This is a genomic window from Candidatus Poribacteria bacterium, assembly GCA_026706025.1.
In the GTDB taxonomy this organism is placed as follows: Bacteria; Poribacteria; WGA-4E; order WGA-4E; family WGA-3G; genus WGA-3G.
In genome coordinates this window covers 1-14,775 of record JAPOZO010000073.1, presented here as the reverse complement: position 1 = coordinate 14,775, position 14,775 = coordinate 1, and the positions used below count along the sequence as shown (strand labels likewise).

General features: G+C 48.1%; 8 protein-coding genes. 2 read left to right on the top strand and 6 right to left on the bottom strand.

Features of this window, described 5'->3' with window-relative positions; all coding sequences use genetic code 11:
- Positions 1–458 precede the first annotated feature (458 nt).
- The 6 genes from OXH00_18800 to OXH00_18775 all read right to left on the bottom strand — a co-directional run bounded on the left by OXH00_18800 (position 459) and on the right by OXH00_18775 (position 11,002).
- A complete protein-coding gene (locus OXH00_18800) occupies positions 459–1,517 on the bottom strand; it encodes a PorV/PorQ family protein (GenBank protein ID MCY3743071.1) in 1,059 nt (352 codons plus the stop codon).
- A gap of 342 nt (positions 1,518–1,859) precedes the next feature.
- Positions 1,860–3,821 carry a hypothetical protein gene (locus OXH00_18795; GenBank protein MCY3743070.1) on the bottom strand — a complete coding sequence of 654 codons (1,962 nt, stop codon included), beginning with the start codon at positions 3,819–3,821 and terminating at the stop codon, positions 1,860–1,862.
- Positions 3,822–3,963: 142 nt separating this feature from the next.
- Positions 3,964–5,472: a hypothetical protein gene (locus OXH00_18790; GenBank protein MCY3743069.1), complete on the bottom strand. Its 1,509-nt coding sequence runs from the start codon at positions 5,470–5,472 to the stop codon at positions 3,964–3,966.
- A 428-nt stretch (positions 5,473–5,900) separates the two neighbouring features.
- Positions 5,901–7,511: an efflux RND transporter periplasmic adaptor subunit gene (locus tag OXH00_18785; protein MCY3743068.1), complete on the bottom strand. Its 1,611-nt coding sequence runs from the start codon at positions 7,509–7,511 to the stop codon at positions 5,901–5,903.
- A 110-nt stretch (positions 7,512–7,621) separates the two neighbouring features.
- The gene (locus tag OXH00_18780; protein ID MCY3743067.1) at positions 7,622–9,022 is read right to left on the bottom strand and encodes a TolC family protein; all 1,401 of its coding nucleotides are present in this window, start codon (positions 9,020–9,022) and stop codon (positions 7,622–7,624) included.
- A 117-nt stretch (positions 9,023–9,139) separates the two neighbouring features.
- Positions 9,140–11,002: a YCF48-related protein gene (locus tag OXH00_18775; protein ID MCY3743066.1), complete on the bottom strand. Its 1,863-nt coding sequence runs from the start codon at positions 11,000–11,002 to the stop codon at positions 9,140–9,142.
- 1,371 nt (positions 11,003–12,373) lie between these two features.
- Here OXH00_18775 and OXH00_18770 point away from each other — a divergent pair.
- On the top strand, positions 12,374–13,210 hold the full coding sequence (locus OXH00_18770) for a hypothetical protein (GenBank protein MCY3743065.1): 837 nt from the start codon (positions 12,374–12,376) through the stop codon (positions 13,208–13,210).
- 13 nt (positions 13,211–13,223) lie between these two features.
- A partial coding sequence (locus tag OXH00_18765; GenBank protein MCY3743064.1) for a hypothetical protein occupies positions 13,224–14,775 on the top strand: 1,552 nt, incomplete at its 3' end.

Here is a 14,775-nt window from a genome sequence, read left to right as displayed (position 1 = left end):
TTATAGTAAAGTTTAAAATTAATAGGACACGCCACACCAGTTCGGTTAGGAATGCAGGTCGCATGAATCAACGGTATGAAGGTTCCCTATAGGCATTCCCCGGGGTGAGTACACCGCAAAACCGAACCTACCGGGGTATGAAAGTGTCTCTTTACTTTTAGGTTTCACTATAAATTTGATAGTTTCCCTGTCTTCTACTGCCTTTTTAGGACAAGAACGTCCTCGAATAACAGGAAGAAACTACGTCCTACTTAAAAACATACAATATCTAATGCTAAAAAGACATTTTAACCTATATTTATTTTAATATAATATGTTTTTATTCACACGCTAATATGATTAATTATACATTATTTGCCATTTAAAAGTCAAACAAAATTTGTGGAGTGTATTTTCCGGACCTTGGGCTTACCGATTTAAATACTTAGACTTCATTTAACCTCGCCTGCTGGACATTGTTAGAATTCTCCGGAAACAGAGATGCGTTGTGAACCGCCGAGGGTGTGGGTGTTGAAAGCGTAGTTAATCAAAAAGGACATGGTATTTACCTTCACACGGAATCCGGCTCCTGCAGAAAGTCCATCTCCGTTCCGCCCAGCACGGAGGGCAACGGTATCAAAGAGCCAGTACTCGGCACCAGCCCGTAGGATAAGTCCACCACCATCGCTCCCATCTTCCAGATCAGCCCGATCAGTTTCAAAATCGACACTGATAGATCCTCTACCAAGGCGTGGAACGGTGAAATGGTAGGCAGTGCCGAATCGGAGCCGCCGCGTTCGGGTGAACGTCGGTTTGTCTGGCGTGTTCCATCGGATTTGTGTCCCTGTTGCGTCCAACAACATTGCTCCGAGGCGCAAACCTTTGTAGGGTTCCGCAATGAGACCGATGTCAATCCCGAAGCCGTTTCCCCCGTACTCAAAGATGGACTGGTTGAGGAGTTTGAGATTGCCACCGACTGATACCATAGAATGGACCTGACGGGCATAAGAAATAAGCAGTGCATTATCGGTATTGCTGAAATACTCTGCGACTTCGGGTTTATCAATAAAGAGTTCGCCTTCATCTTTGACCTTATTGTTGTTAATGTCGTGGAAATCACCGAGTACGCCGTTTTTATTGCTGTCAATGAAGGTGGTACGTGGTATATCGTCAACGCCGAGCCGGATCCAACTGAGACCGAGGCTGCCGATGTCCTCGATCTGATAGACGTAATTGAGGAAATTGTAGGCAACCAAGCCTCTACTCAGCCAACTGCCATCTCCCGTGCTAAAGGTATCGGAATACATTGCTGAGAAACTATGTTTCTTGACTTTGGTAAGTCCTGCGGGGTTCCAATAGGTAGCGGTTGCATCGTCAGCGATAGCGACAAACGCGCTGCCCATTCCGAGAGCTCGCGCCCCTACGCCGTGGCTGAGGAATTCAGCGGCGTGCGCGCCTTCATCAGCAGCGATGCAAGTTGTAATAGGTATGAGATTTGCTATTAGAACAGTAAAGCAAAAGAATCGAATTTTTACCATAGTTTGAACGTCGTGTTTGTGCCAACCTACTTATGGTGAATTATCAAAATATGTTGACACTTACTGGTAGACGTGCTTTGTAAGCGCGCCGCTTGAAGTGTAAAGTTAATTGTATAACCTACCATAGTTGACGGTTTAAAGTAGAACTATACAGCGTTGGGTTTCGATTGTTTTGTGAAGGTGTCAAACATATATCTTCAAAATTATTTTTTTCCAGATTTTCATAGCGTGTCGTTCAACCCAACCTACGGACCACATTTAAGCTTTCATTATCGAATTTAGGTTAGTTAGAAAGTTTTAAACGCCATGCTCAGCGGTAAAAAAGATATACTGAAGTGATCCTTAACCGGGGGCAAAGTCGTAGATAGGTTCACGGATAATGACACTCAAGACGCTCCAGAACGCGCCCACGCAGTATTCACCAAGAATGACCCCGAAGAAGAAGAAAACCATTGTTCGATAAGTGCTCGGTCCGCCAAATCGGAGTGCCAGCCACTTGAGGAAGCTGCTGATAATGAGACAACTCCAAAAGTAGCCGACACCGAACGTCATAGAGATCGGATAGCCTGCCGGATGGAGGGGCCACCAAATAAAGCGCATTCGCATGAGCATCAGGAAGAAGGTGAAGCCCATACCGCCAGCCATGAAACTTATTGCAGAAATATCTGGGTCGCGCGGAAAAGCGAACAGCCCGGCAAGCCATCCGAACTGGCCGATATGCCCGACTGAGGGTCCAATGCCGCCGCCTGCCCCCGTAACTGCACCACCGAGACGGTAGAGTTCGCTGAGCGTTGCCCAGAACGAGGCGAGAGAACCGAGTATAACAGCAATAACCATCGCCAGAACTAACCGTTTCGTATTCATATTTGCGCGTTCCGCCATCTTGAAGGCTTCGAGTTGATGCGGCATGATGTGTTCTCGGTAGCCACGTCCACTAAAGAACCAGAAGTATGGAAAAACCGTTAGGTTATTCGGACCGATGCGTCGCGTGCCGAGGATATTGACTAAGAACTGTTGTGCGTTACACATCCCCGCCATTTCATGTGCGGGTGGACCGATCTCTGCGCGTACGCGTGTAATGGCTATGGAGATAGCATAGAAGAACGCGAAGAAGGGTAGAATAATAGGGAGCGTCATCCCAGCCTTGAGGCAAAACCAGATGATAAAGAGACTGGCGACGATAATCAGCAGCAGTGCTGTCCGGTAGCGGATCGGCTCCTGTGAGTCGTCAATACCGCCAGGCATGCCGAAAACGGTGCGTACCACATTTGCAATGTGCCTGCGGGTTACGAGAAGTGCGATAACAAAAATCGCCATCCAACCGCCAATCGACTGCTCACTCCCATAGGGGAAGGGTGCGGGAATTCCGACTGCGCTGCCGAAAACGCGCTGTGCCTTCTCAAAGAGATAGAAGAACCACAGGGAAAAAGAGAGATCCAAGGGTAAGAGGAAACCTAAACCGATCACAAACGGATAAAGCGGTACAGGAATGTTGCCGACGGCGTTCCAGGGTTTTTCGGTGAAAAATGTCCCCCAATTACGGGCGTTATGCCGGACACTGAAGTCTGGGAGGACGGGGAAGAAGTGTGCCAAGCCGTGCCAAACATTTAGTAGCGCTGCTGCGATGAATCCGTACCATAGGATACGATTTCGGAAAAGTTTCGCAGCCCCGCCGCCCTCTGTAATCGCCATCGGAAGTTGGATGATCGGGTATGCTAATTTCTCGTGTTCGGTCCACTGCTTCCGAATAAGTACATTCAGGCAGATCATGATAGTGCCGAGTGCGAGAATAAACGATGTCCACCACAATGTCGGCTTTATCCACGCGCCCCCAATTTTAGCGTTGTAAAAGGGGGTGTTGCCTTCATAAAACCCGCGGATAATCTCCTTATCTGCGACGACAAGGTGTTGTGGTATATAACTGTGGAACATGTCCGCCCAATCGTTCTCAATTGTTGCGAACCAGAATGCGTGGGGGAGTGCTGGGATTGTCAAGGCTAATGTATCGTGCCCCGCCAAGCCTGATGCGATAGAGAGCATGGCGTAAATAGTAATCATCTCGCCCTGTGTCAACGCAGCCCGTGGCACAGCCCGCTTCAGGAAAAGGTTTATCAAGATTAGGAAAAAAATATTGAGAACGACATTCCAGAAGAGGGAGATGGTCGTTGGATGTCCAGAGTGCCAGACACACTCAACTTCAATGACCCAAAAGACATTCAAAGGGATTAAGAAGATAGCAATGAGTATGGCACGCCATGTGACACCGGACTCACGGTGGCGGTTTTTCCCGTCCATGTTTTGCACAGTTTATTTTCGCTTTCTTTTTAGCGGTCAGCTAGTAGCACTTGGCTATCAGGACTTTAGCACAGTAAACCTGTATACTCATAAGTAAGTTTTCTTTAACCCAGTTACTGAAGACTGACTGCTGATTGCTGATTGCCATTTGTTAAAAATGTGTTGGCGGTTGGCTCTCCTTTAATTCCCACAAAATGTGCCCGAATTCATAGGCTCCTACTGCGTTCCCTCTGATGAGTTCACCGTCAATCCCCCAAGCAAGTTTGTAGGCAGCGAGGACTTGTGTTAGTGAGTTCTCTACATTTCCGTGACAGAGCAGGGCAACCGTGCCCCCGCCACCACCACCTGTAATTTTTGCGCCGTAGATACCACCTTGCTCCCCAATTTTCCGGGCGATATTGACAAGTCCATCAACTTCAGGCGAACCGAGCCCTGCGAGATCACGATAACTCGCGTTGGATTCATACATAAGGTTCCCCGCTTCCCTGAGATAGTCTTGGATGCGCTCTGGACCTTTCCCTGCATTTTTTATAGCGGCAATAAATTGCTGCGTCCGCGCGTTTTCATAAATCATGTGTTCTACCCGGCTTTTGACAGGGTATATTTTTTCTGGTTCTACCTGCGTCGCGGTATCAACAATTTCACCGTATCTTTCAAGGAATTCTTCGCCATGCATCTGTTCAGGTAACAGGGGTTCACATCGCTCGTGAAATTCCTGGACAGAAACATTGCAGAGATAGTTCTCAGCCAATGCATCCGAGATTTTTTGGGCATAACTGCCTTCTTCAGAAGCGGTTTCTGAGGCAAAAGCGGCTTTAAGAATAGTCAATCCCATAAAAGCACCGATACGTGTATCAATATAAGCGGTGCTCGCCGTGCTCCTCTGTACTTTCGTATAGACCCCGACAAAACTGACGTTCAAGGGCGCTGAAACGAATTCGAGGATTTTGTCCGGTTGACAAAGAATAGAGAGAATTTTTGTTGAGGTGCCTGCGACAGCAGTCACCTGATCCATGATACCACAAGGTGCTCCCGCAACTCGATTCTCAACGATTTGTGCGAGGTGCGCTATTTCCATTGCGTCCAATTCTAAATTATAGAGTTGATCCAGTGCCATCAACGTGGCGACTTCAACAGCAGCAGATGAAGCAACACCACCGCCTATCGGAATATCGCTCCTGATAACTATTGTAGCACCGTGTGGCAACTGGTCAATTTTTCCTTCTTTGAGGAGTACATAAAACGCCCCGAGTATGTAACTTGTCCAGGCGGTACTCGGTTCTTGGTTGAAATATTCGTGAACCTCTGGATAGGTTTTGAGGGAACCGCCAGTATAGAAACTATCAAGCGAGAAATGAAAGTTGGGCTTGAATTGACTCCCGGCTCGGAGTGTGACTGCACAGAGGTTTCTGTCTTCTCTGGCTTGGCACGCGGCAATTGCGGTACGATCAAGTGTCATCTCAAAAACATTGGCACCGCAATAATCAGCGACACCGCCCATAATATCAAGTCTTGCTGGCGCGTGCGTAACAATTACCTGCCCGCCTTTTTTTAAGCCGAACGAAAAGAAGAGCTCCGGCGAATCCTCTTGTAAAAGGTACTCCAATTCAAGGACCTGAAAGGATTTTACTTTAGGACCGTAGAGTTGTTCAACTTTCATTTGTCTTCCAACTAAGACTTCTTTGTAGTGATGTTGCCGGTAACCCCTTTCTCAAACTCGGACGTATCTGGTAAACAGGCTCCGCCTCCAATTCTGACTTCTTACAATGTCGCTCCAAACTTCGGACGCGTGCGTATCGTTAGCATTTACTACACAATGTTATACCAATTCAGTTAATTTATCAAGCCTTTTTTAGTGTGGGGCCAAGGGCATTTAGTTTTAAATAAATTAGGACTTACGCGAATTGGTTCCAAAAGCAATATATTTCACCAAAAAATGTCTCGCAGTGAGAGTATTTCAGTTATTTAACCCCCTAAATCCCCCTTATCAGGGGGACTTTAAGGTCATTTTCCCGCTAAATCCGTCTTATCAGGGACTTTAAAAAAAGAAGGAGTGCGTAAGTCGTATAAATTCTGGAATAGAAATGTTTATGGGTTGACAACCCTAACGCTCTCTCCATCTTTCAGAGAATGTTGCCCGGCAGTAACAACAGCGTCTCCTTCCATAATGCCACTGAGAACTTCAGCCTCACCGCCACGCAAAAGCCCTATCTCCACGGTTTGGCGGCGGGTCACGCCGTCTTCAACAATAAAGACGTTTTGTGTCTTTGTGTCAACATCGCCAATGAGCGATATCCGTGAAATGAGAATTGCCTCCGTATGTACCTTAACAGGTACGGTGACTTTCGCGAACATCCCCGGTTTGATGGTCTGCTCAGGGTTATCAATACGGACCTCAGCGGTGGCTGTCCGGCGCATGGCTTCTAACGTTGGGCTAATGAAAGTGACACTGCCGGAGAGTGGGGTATCTATCCCGTCAATTTCTATGAGTGCCTGCTGGTTGAGTGCTAATTGGCTCAACTGGGCTTCAATTACGTCAACGGTGGCTTTGACGGTATCAATGTTGACGATTTCAAAAAGCGGTGCTGCCGGAAGTGCCATGCCGCCTAAATCCAAGTAGCATTTGGAGATAATACCAGCAATCGGTGCATAAACCGTGGCATCCTTCAGGCGTTTCTGGGCGAGTCTGAGTGCAACGTCTGCCTGCGTGTGTACGGTTTTCGCTGAGGTAATCTCTGCTTCCCAACTCTTCGCAGTCTTTAAAGCTTCAGCGGAGGTAAGTGCTGCTTGCGCGGTTTCAACCTGAGAATGGGCGAGTTCAATATCTTTCTGCCACGTTTCAGTAGCGGCTTGTCTCTCTGCCAAGCGCAAGGCAGCTTCCGCCTGTTGAACTTGTGCCTCCATTGCTTGGATATCCTCGGCACGTGCACCATTATCAATAAGTTGAAGCTGTTCAGCAGCAATTTTTTGCTGCGCGATAGCAATATCCAATTGCGTCTTCGCGCCTTCAAGGGATTGCAGGCTAATAGCTCCGTTTTGGAAGAGTTGGCGCATCCGTGTATGATTACTTTTGGCATTAGCGAGGTTCGCATCTGCCTGATTCAAGCCAGCTTGTGCCTGCCGTCGGTCCTCAACACGGGCACCACTTTTAATTTTCTCAAGATTTGCGACGAGTGATTTCAGTGCGGCTCGTGCCTGCTCTATCTGCGTGACCGTCCGAATTTCAGAGAGATCAATAACTTGTTGTAGTCCGATCTCAGCTGCTCGAAGTTGTGCCCTTGCCTGTGCAATCTGCGATTGCACTCGTACTTTGGCGAGCTGTTTTGTTTGAGAATAAGCGGTTTCAGCGGCTTCCAATGTCGCTTCTGCTTGTTGAACAGCGAGTTCTAACTCTTCATGCTCGACAGTGGCAAGGGGTGTTCCTTTTTTTATAGTATCGCCTTCATCCACATTTAACACAATGAGACGACCGGCTATTTTAGGGAAGACACTGACCTGTGATGCTGCCTGAATTGTCCCAGACAATTCGAGTTCCGAACGAATTTCGCCCCGTTTTGCTTTTTTAACTTCGACCGGTTTAAGCATCGCTGCGGCTTCAACTTGCTCAGCCGCGGGTTTCTCCGATTTCAGAAACCGTGGCACGGCAAGAATCGCCGTTACTACTACTAATATAAGAATAACAATCAGTACTTTCTTCAATTTATTTCTCCTTTTAGGCACAGATTGACCTAAGAACAGATTGAAATTTATGTTATTTTAGATCCACTTGTCTGTATTTTACTTCTTTTAGCACTACAAGTGCTTTCCGTTTATTGTAGCGTCTGTCCTATTGCTTTTTCCAATCTCGCCAAACCGACGACGTAATCGTGGTATGACTGAAGCCGATTGACTTCCGCTTGTGCTAATGCGAGTTGGGTGTCGGTCAACGCGACGGTCGTAATGATTCCGTTTTGAAACTGGAGATTTGCGATACGTACACTCTCTTGTGCTTGGACGACCGCCTCACGTTGTACATCAATGAGCGTTTGTGCTCCGAGGAGGTTAAGATAGGCATTTCGTACTTCAAACTCAACGCCGACTTTGACTTGGGTTCCACCCAACTGGACCTGCTTTAAAGTAGATTCGGATTGCTGAACGGCTGCGCGCGTTGCAAACCCATCAAAAATAGGGATATTGATTTGAAGACCGACGCTCCAAATCCTATTCATTTGTGTTAATCTTTCATTCTGTGATATTTGATAATTTGTGAAGAGTCCGAGGTCAGGCAGCCTCCGCGTTTTAGCAATGTCAACCTGTTTGTGGGCAGCATGCTCACTCAATTGCGTTCGGAGCACCTCAGGACGATTTTTAAGAGCCTGCTGTATCAGTGCGTTAAGATCTAATGCTGGTATCTGATGTTTTTCTGGGATTTCGAGTGTGCCTTCAACCGACACGTCCTCGGCGAGTGGTATGTTTAGAACTGTTTTATAGGCATTTTTAGCGGTAATGATGGCGTTCTCGGCACGAACAAGTTGGGACCTGGCATTTGCGAGTTGGACCTTTGCGCGAAGGACATCAAAGTCAGTTGCGGCACCAGCCCTAAGCGCAGCCTCTGCGATCCCGAGCTGCTTTTCGACAAGGGTGACGCTTTGCTGTGCTACTCTCACAAACTCCTGGGCGATTAAGACGCCATAGAACACCTCAGATACATCTAAACGGAGTTGATTATAGGCGGTCTCAACATCGCGTTGTACGGCTTGATAGTTGAGTTTTGCGGCTTGATAACCGTAATAGTAACGTCCCCATGCAAAGACGGGCTGTGTTAGACTGACAGTCGCTTGAAGGTTGTGATGTGCTCCAAATTCCAGTTCAATCAGATCGGACTCATTATCCGCGCTCGGTGGTGACATTTCGTCCATTTCTCCGCCCGGCATCGGGAACCCAAACCCACCGTCGGCTTGGATGACTGACTTTTGTACATCTTTAAAATAAGTATAATTACCGTTGGCTGTGATCCTTGGCAAGAGTCCTGCGCGTGCAGAGCGAACTTGTGCTTCAGCAATTTTTAAGTTCTGCTCAGCAGTTTGGACAGTAAGATTGCTCTCTTTGGCGATTTTAATACTGTTCTCTAAGGTCAAAACCCGTGGTTCTTGTGCTACAGATGTGAGATTTATGAGAAGTAGTAAAAAGGTTCCGACACATACGAAATGGCAGAACCGTAATGGATTCATAGCGGTCGTGTCCTCCCGTGTTCGGTAAAGACGGACTTTCAGGAAGGCGCATCTCTACGAATGACGTTATGGATGTGGGTGGGTAACAGGGCCCCACCCATCCTAATGTAAGCAAACTTAATAACGGATAATGGTTGTAGCGTCGCCAATTGCCCAGAGTTGACCGCTTGGCGTTTGAACGAGATCGCGAAGATTGTTTCTTGTTGGCGATTCCTGCAGTAGCCAAGTGACACCGCCATCGTTGGTGTAGAGGATCGTGCCATTGTCTCCGACCGCCCAGCCTTCCTTGGCATCACGGAACAGAATAGCTTTAAGGTTCTCATCCGTCGGGACTGTCTGATCAATCCATGTCGTACCACCGTCCGTGGTTACCATAATAGCACCCTGTTCACCAGCGACCCATGCGTTTTGTTCGTCTATGGCATGGACATCGTTCCAGGTGGGTCCTTGCGAGGTAGGTATCCAAGTGAGTCCGCCATCCACCGTTTTCGAGATAGTGCCGGCATCTCCGACGACCCAGCCGACATTTCCATTAATGAAATGAGCCCCGTACAGATTGACGAACATAGCGGCACCATCTTGATTCCTCCAAGTTTCTCCGCCATCAGCTGTGTGCATAACTCTGGCCATTTCACCGACCGCCCATCCGTGTGTAGGAGTCCCGAAGCTCATGGCGTAGGAACCCATCGCGCTGAGCCAACTCATGTCTCCCTCAAACTTAATCCGCTCAGCGGTGCCGTGGCCTTCATCCCCTGGGTCGCTGAGATCTCCCCAAGTTTGTCCACCATCTTTTGTTTCAGCCAACGCTGCATTGCTTCCAACGATATAACCTCTGCTTTCATCAACAAACCCAACGCCAAAGAGTTCAAAGACGTTTCCACTATCTTGGGGTTGCCATGTTTTGCCGCCATCGTTGGTGTGCAGAACGCTACCTGCCAAACCGACCGCCCACCCGAGCATATCGTTGTGGAAATGGACAGCGCGAAGCTCACTTGCGTTCGAGATAACATCCCACGTTTCACCGCCATCTGTGGTGTGCAGGATTGTTGCCTTATCTCCGACGATCCATGCTTCGGTTGCGCTGAGCATGTGAATGCCTTGGAGTCGTGCGGCAACAGGTCGCGTTTCGAGGGGTGCCCAGGTTGTGCCGCCATCTTTTGTGCGCAGAATCACACCGAATTCAGCGGCGGCAATCCCGATATTCTCATCAGCGAAGTGTACATCCCAAATCGGTTCAGGCATTCCGTTGGAGTTCGGGACATTACTTGTTTGGACAACCCACTTGTTACCGTTAACTGTTCCGACAACAGCGCCCCCTGCCCCGACAGCCCATCCTGCTTTATTGTTTAGCATGAAAAGGGCATCAAGTGTGTTGACGGTTGCACTCGTCTGAAACTGCCAATTCTGTCCACCATCAGTGGTGTGAAGGAGGGTTCCGCCACCGCCAGCTGCCCAACCGACTTCAGGACTCACAAAATCGATACCTTCAATGGTATTGTTGGTATCAATGGTCTGTTTTTGCCATGTTGTGCCACCGTTCATAGTGCCAATGATGAGTCCGCCATCTCCACTTGCCCAACCGTGTTTCTCATCGACGAAGGAGACAGCTAAGAGCGCGGTCCCAGTGCCAGAGTTCTTTTTCATCCACGTTTGTCCACCATCTGTCGTCTTTAGCACGGTTCCGTTTTCGCCGACTGCCCAACCAATTTGTGGGTTTATGAAACGGACCTTCTTTAACTCAGCATCAAGGGGTAGCGGTTGCTGGTTCCATGTTGCGCCGCCATCATTGGTATGCAGAATTGTCGCACTGCTACCGACAATCCATCCATGTTGTGCATCAACAAAAAAGACATCGGAAAAGGAAGCCTGCCACTTGGATTCGCTCACTGTCACCCACGCTTTTTGTGCGAGCGCGAAAGGGGCGATAGCAAGCAGCAGCAAGACTCCGAAAATAGATAGTATTCGCTTTCTCTGTTTCATCAAACTTCACAGCGTCAAGACCTACCCTTCAGGTATGGAATAAACGCCAACCTCCTTACTTCTTGAGACGGGCTTGCGAGTAACGCCCTTCGTTTTAAGTAGTGCATCGTATTTTTGTATAACCGTGAACTGAAGTCTACAGGCTTCATGCTGTTTTATATGATACCACGTCTGAACAATTTATGTCAACTGAAAAAGGACACTCCAGCCCCCTTTTCAAGCGATTCACTACGGGTTAATCTGTGCACCATAGGTGTCAATTTAGGGATACTTCATGATATTTTTGTCACAGCACTTCATAGATGCTGAAGAAACACCCAAGCAAAAACCCCCTACGGGGTTTGGTTTGTGGGGGTTACGGTTTTCTAAAGAGATTCGGAAATTGAAGCAATATAATCTGCTACCCTAAAAATACTGTTGTATTTTGCGACACAATACGCCAGAACCTGTTTATCAAAGGCTCCGCAACCCACACTACTTCCAAACTTGTTGCATTTTGCGACACTCGACGAAAAACGACTTTAAGCAATCCGATCACCCCGCGTACCGCCTGTATCCCGTGTACCACCTTGACCGACACAGTTATAACACGGATGGATATCACGGTTTCACCAATTGGCACGGTTCTTGGTTAAAGTTAGCGAGGTGAACTTCTTTCTCTTTATATCGGATACAGCTCCGCCTGTGAACTTTCACCCCTAAGTGCCTCAAGAACAACTTCGGCTTTAAACTCGGGGGTGAATCTTCTTCGTTTGGTCCTCCATCGGATACTCCTTTCAAGCAGATCGGTATTATATCACAATCTTGTTTTAGAGAGTGGCCCGAATTTTCGGTGGCAGTACAAGGCGAGAAATTAAAAAGTTGACCCTTGAGAAATTCCATCCCGTATTAAACATGAGGGCGGTATAAAGATGGCAATCGTTCGTTAATTCACCAGAACCGCTCATTGGAAGATCACAGCACATATTTTTCGTGAAATTCGGAAAAAAATATGACTTTTACCCTTAACTTTTCCGATTTCGTTTCTATAATAATATAGTGTAGGAGGGGCTATAAATCAATCTGTAACATGTAGCAACGCACGCCTTTGAGTGGAAAGTTAAGGATTGCGTTAGGCTCAAAAGGTTCTCTAAGAAGTTTTCACCGATGCGAAAATACAAATACCTCCTGAGATGGTTGTCCATCGTTCTATTTTTTCTCTTAGCGATGCTTGGTTATGCTGTGGGCGCGAAAAACGCGACGCAGCCACCGTGTCGCCGAAGTTCGGGAATCTGTCAACCCCATATACAACCCCCGCCGTGTCAACCAATCTCTTGTCCCGATGCGGACAGACGATAAACACGGGCGGCTAACAACCGAAAGGAGTAAACCATGTTTTTACGAAAATACTGGGTCCCGCTGACAGTGTTTCTTGTGCTGATTGTCGGTGTCAGTGTTTACTATCTCCAGACCCGACCCCCGAAAGAACCGATTGTGATTTACAAAACAACCCCTGTAGAGATCGAGAAACCGACAACGGAAGTAGAGAAAAGCGATGCCTCGCAAGGCGGACACATCCATGAAGATGGCACTTGGCACGAAGGAACGCATGAGACGCACGAAGTGCCTAACGGTGCTATTCCGGCACAGCCGCCCGTAGCAGCCTCGCGCGACTATAAACCCACAGTGGTGCAAATCCCCGAAGGTATCACCAACCCCGATGTGCTTGCTGCGTGGAAACGCGTTGACTACATCGCTAATAATCTATGGGAATGGGGTGGTGTGGCAAACGCTGAAACGCCGGAACTCATTGCGAAACTCATGCCACCGCCGGATGGTTTTTCAGGTCCCACAGGACACAGCGATATAGAAGAAACAATCAACCTACTCGGGAGCCTTGATACGAATGACCCACGTTCTGCAGAAGTTATGGCAGTTTATCTCTGTGAAGGTCTTGTCGGTGGGAATGACCCGATAGATATGTTGACAGAGATGGGGGTGCCTGCCGTGCCATATCTCATCCCATATATGCTTGATATGGAGGCGATGCCAGCATTACGTCGTTACCCTATTGAGGTGTTAGGTCGTATCGGAGAACGGCATCGCGCCGAGTTAGATGGCATTGTGGAACACATCATTATACCGAGATTGGAAACGATCTTGTCGCAAGAAAAACCGGATTACGATGAAGGAAAAGGCGCGCGCGAGGCACTTTCGCGTCTGAAATAGAGGAGTTTTTATCATGAAAGCAAAACACATTTTTTCTCTACTTTTGCTGATCATTTGCCTTTTGATTCCATTTGAACCTGTGTCTCGTTGGGTGGCGGAGAGTTCTACTCCTGTTTACCAAACACAACCGTGTATCCGTTGGGGGGATTGGACGGTCGGTCAAAGTTCGGGTTCAGGTAACACGGTCGTCACGACGTTTATTACCAACTCGGAGAAGACGGCTTGTGTGAAAATCAATGTTAAGTATTGCGCGAGCCAGCCTTCTGCGTATGTCTACCCGATTGAGAGTTTTGATTTTCAGATCACGATGAATAACGGTTTTACGGTGCGTAAGCAGGTAGAGGCGACCCGCGGCCCCGCTGCTTCACAGTTTTCCTCAAATACCACTTTTTCTGTGGAAGCGATGTTGGAGGGACCTGCGGATACAGCAAGTGTCAGAAGTTGTAATAACCTGAATGGTAGAAACAACACCGCGATGGCGGTTACCATCACATTTAAGGGCTACTACGGTTCGGATGCCGAGAACCTGAAAACCGTGACGCTCACCAAAACATGGACCCAAGATACGGTTGACATGCTGCGTCAGGAATATGTGGACATGACCCCGCCTGATGGTCGCGCCGAGCTGCCGGTTCCTGGGCGAGGTCAATTTAAGTCGGAGATTTCGAGCAATGGCGTTGATGACTGGAATACAGGGCACTACAGTTATATGATAGATGTCGGCTTGAAAGCCAAAAAGTCATCTTGGCTGACGCAAGTCAACAACTACCGCACGGCGAATAATCTACCCGTATTTGCGGATAGGCAATTTAAAGTTAACAGTGCGTATCGGAATCCGTATCATCAGCGATTTCATGTCGCTGCGCCGAATGTTGCCTCCTTTCATAGCCGACACTGCTATGGCGATGCGTTAGATGTCCGTACGATTGATGTCGATAGCGATAGCACGGTGGAGCAGGTCGTAGGAAACAAGGCAAAAAGTGATGATGGTGTGCTTATGGAGCTGCGTGCCGTAGATGCTGGAGCGAAGTGGACCGCGTCTTGGGAATACTATCCTACGCATACGCATGCGGATTGGACATCGCGAAGTTCGTGGCCTCCACCTAAGGGTACAGTCTATTCTCCACCGTGCGAAATGCCAGATGACACAACAACTTCGAGTACCAACTCTGGCAATTCAGGCGATTCAGGCAATGGTAACTCCGGTAACGGCAACTCTGGTAATAGTGAGACACTGCATGCGTGTAATGTTCATACCATCTCCACGAGTGGAGATCATTCCCTCCAAGCGAGTTGTTCGACTTCGGGTTGCATTTCAACCAACTTCTATCAGTGTCAGCACGAGACCCACACATACCGTTCTATCGCGGGGGCCTGTGGACATACCTATCCATCAAACGAATCGCTTTCGCATCGTGAGGTTGCGTTTCCATGTCGGAGTCATCTGTATTATGTCTGTTCCGAACCTTCCACATCTGAGACACGCCGACATCATCGAAAGATGTTGCCATGTGGTGAGCATCTCGGGCGTTTGTGTGCTGCTTCGTCGTATCATACACAAAGCG

What these genes read in the sequence shown, in the direction of transcription:
- OXH00_18800 (MCY3743071.1), bottom strand. Translation starts at nt 1,517, where the DNA reads ATGGTAAAAATTCGATTCTTTTGCTTTACTGTTCTAATAGCAAATCTC.
- OXH00_18790 (MCY3743069.1), bottom strand. Translation starts at nt 5,472, where the DNA reads ATGAAAGTTGAACAACTCTACGGTCCTAAAGTAAAATCCTTTCAGGTC.
- OXH00_18780 (MCY3743067.1), bottom strand. Translation starts at nt 9,022, where the DNA reads ATGAATCCATTACGGTTCTGCCATTTCGTATGTGTCGGAACCTTTTTA.
- OXH00_18775 (MCY3743066.1), bottom strand. Translation starts at nt 11,002, where the DNA reads ATGAAACAGAGAAAGCGAATACTATCTATTTTCGGAGTCTTGCTGCTG.
- OXH00_18770 (MCY3743065.1), top strand. Translation starts at nt 12,374, where the DNA reads ATGTTTTTACGAAAATACTGGGTCCCGCTGACAGTGTTTCTTGTGCTG.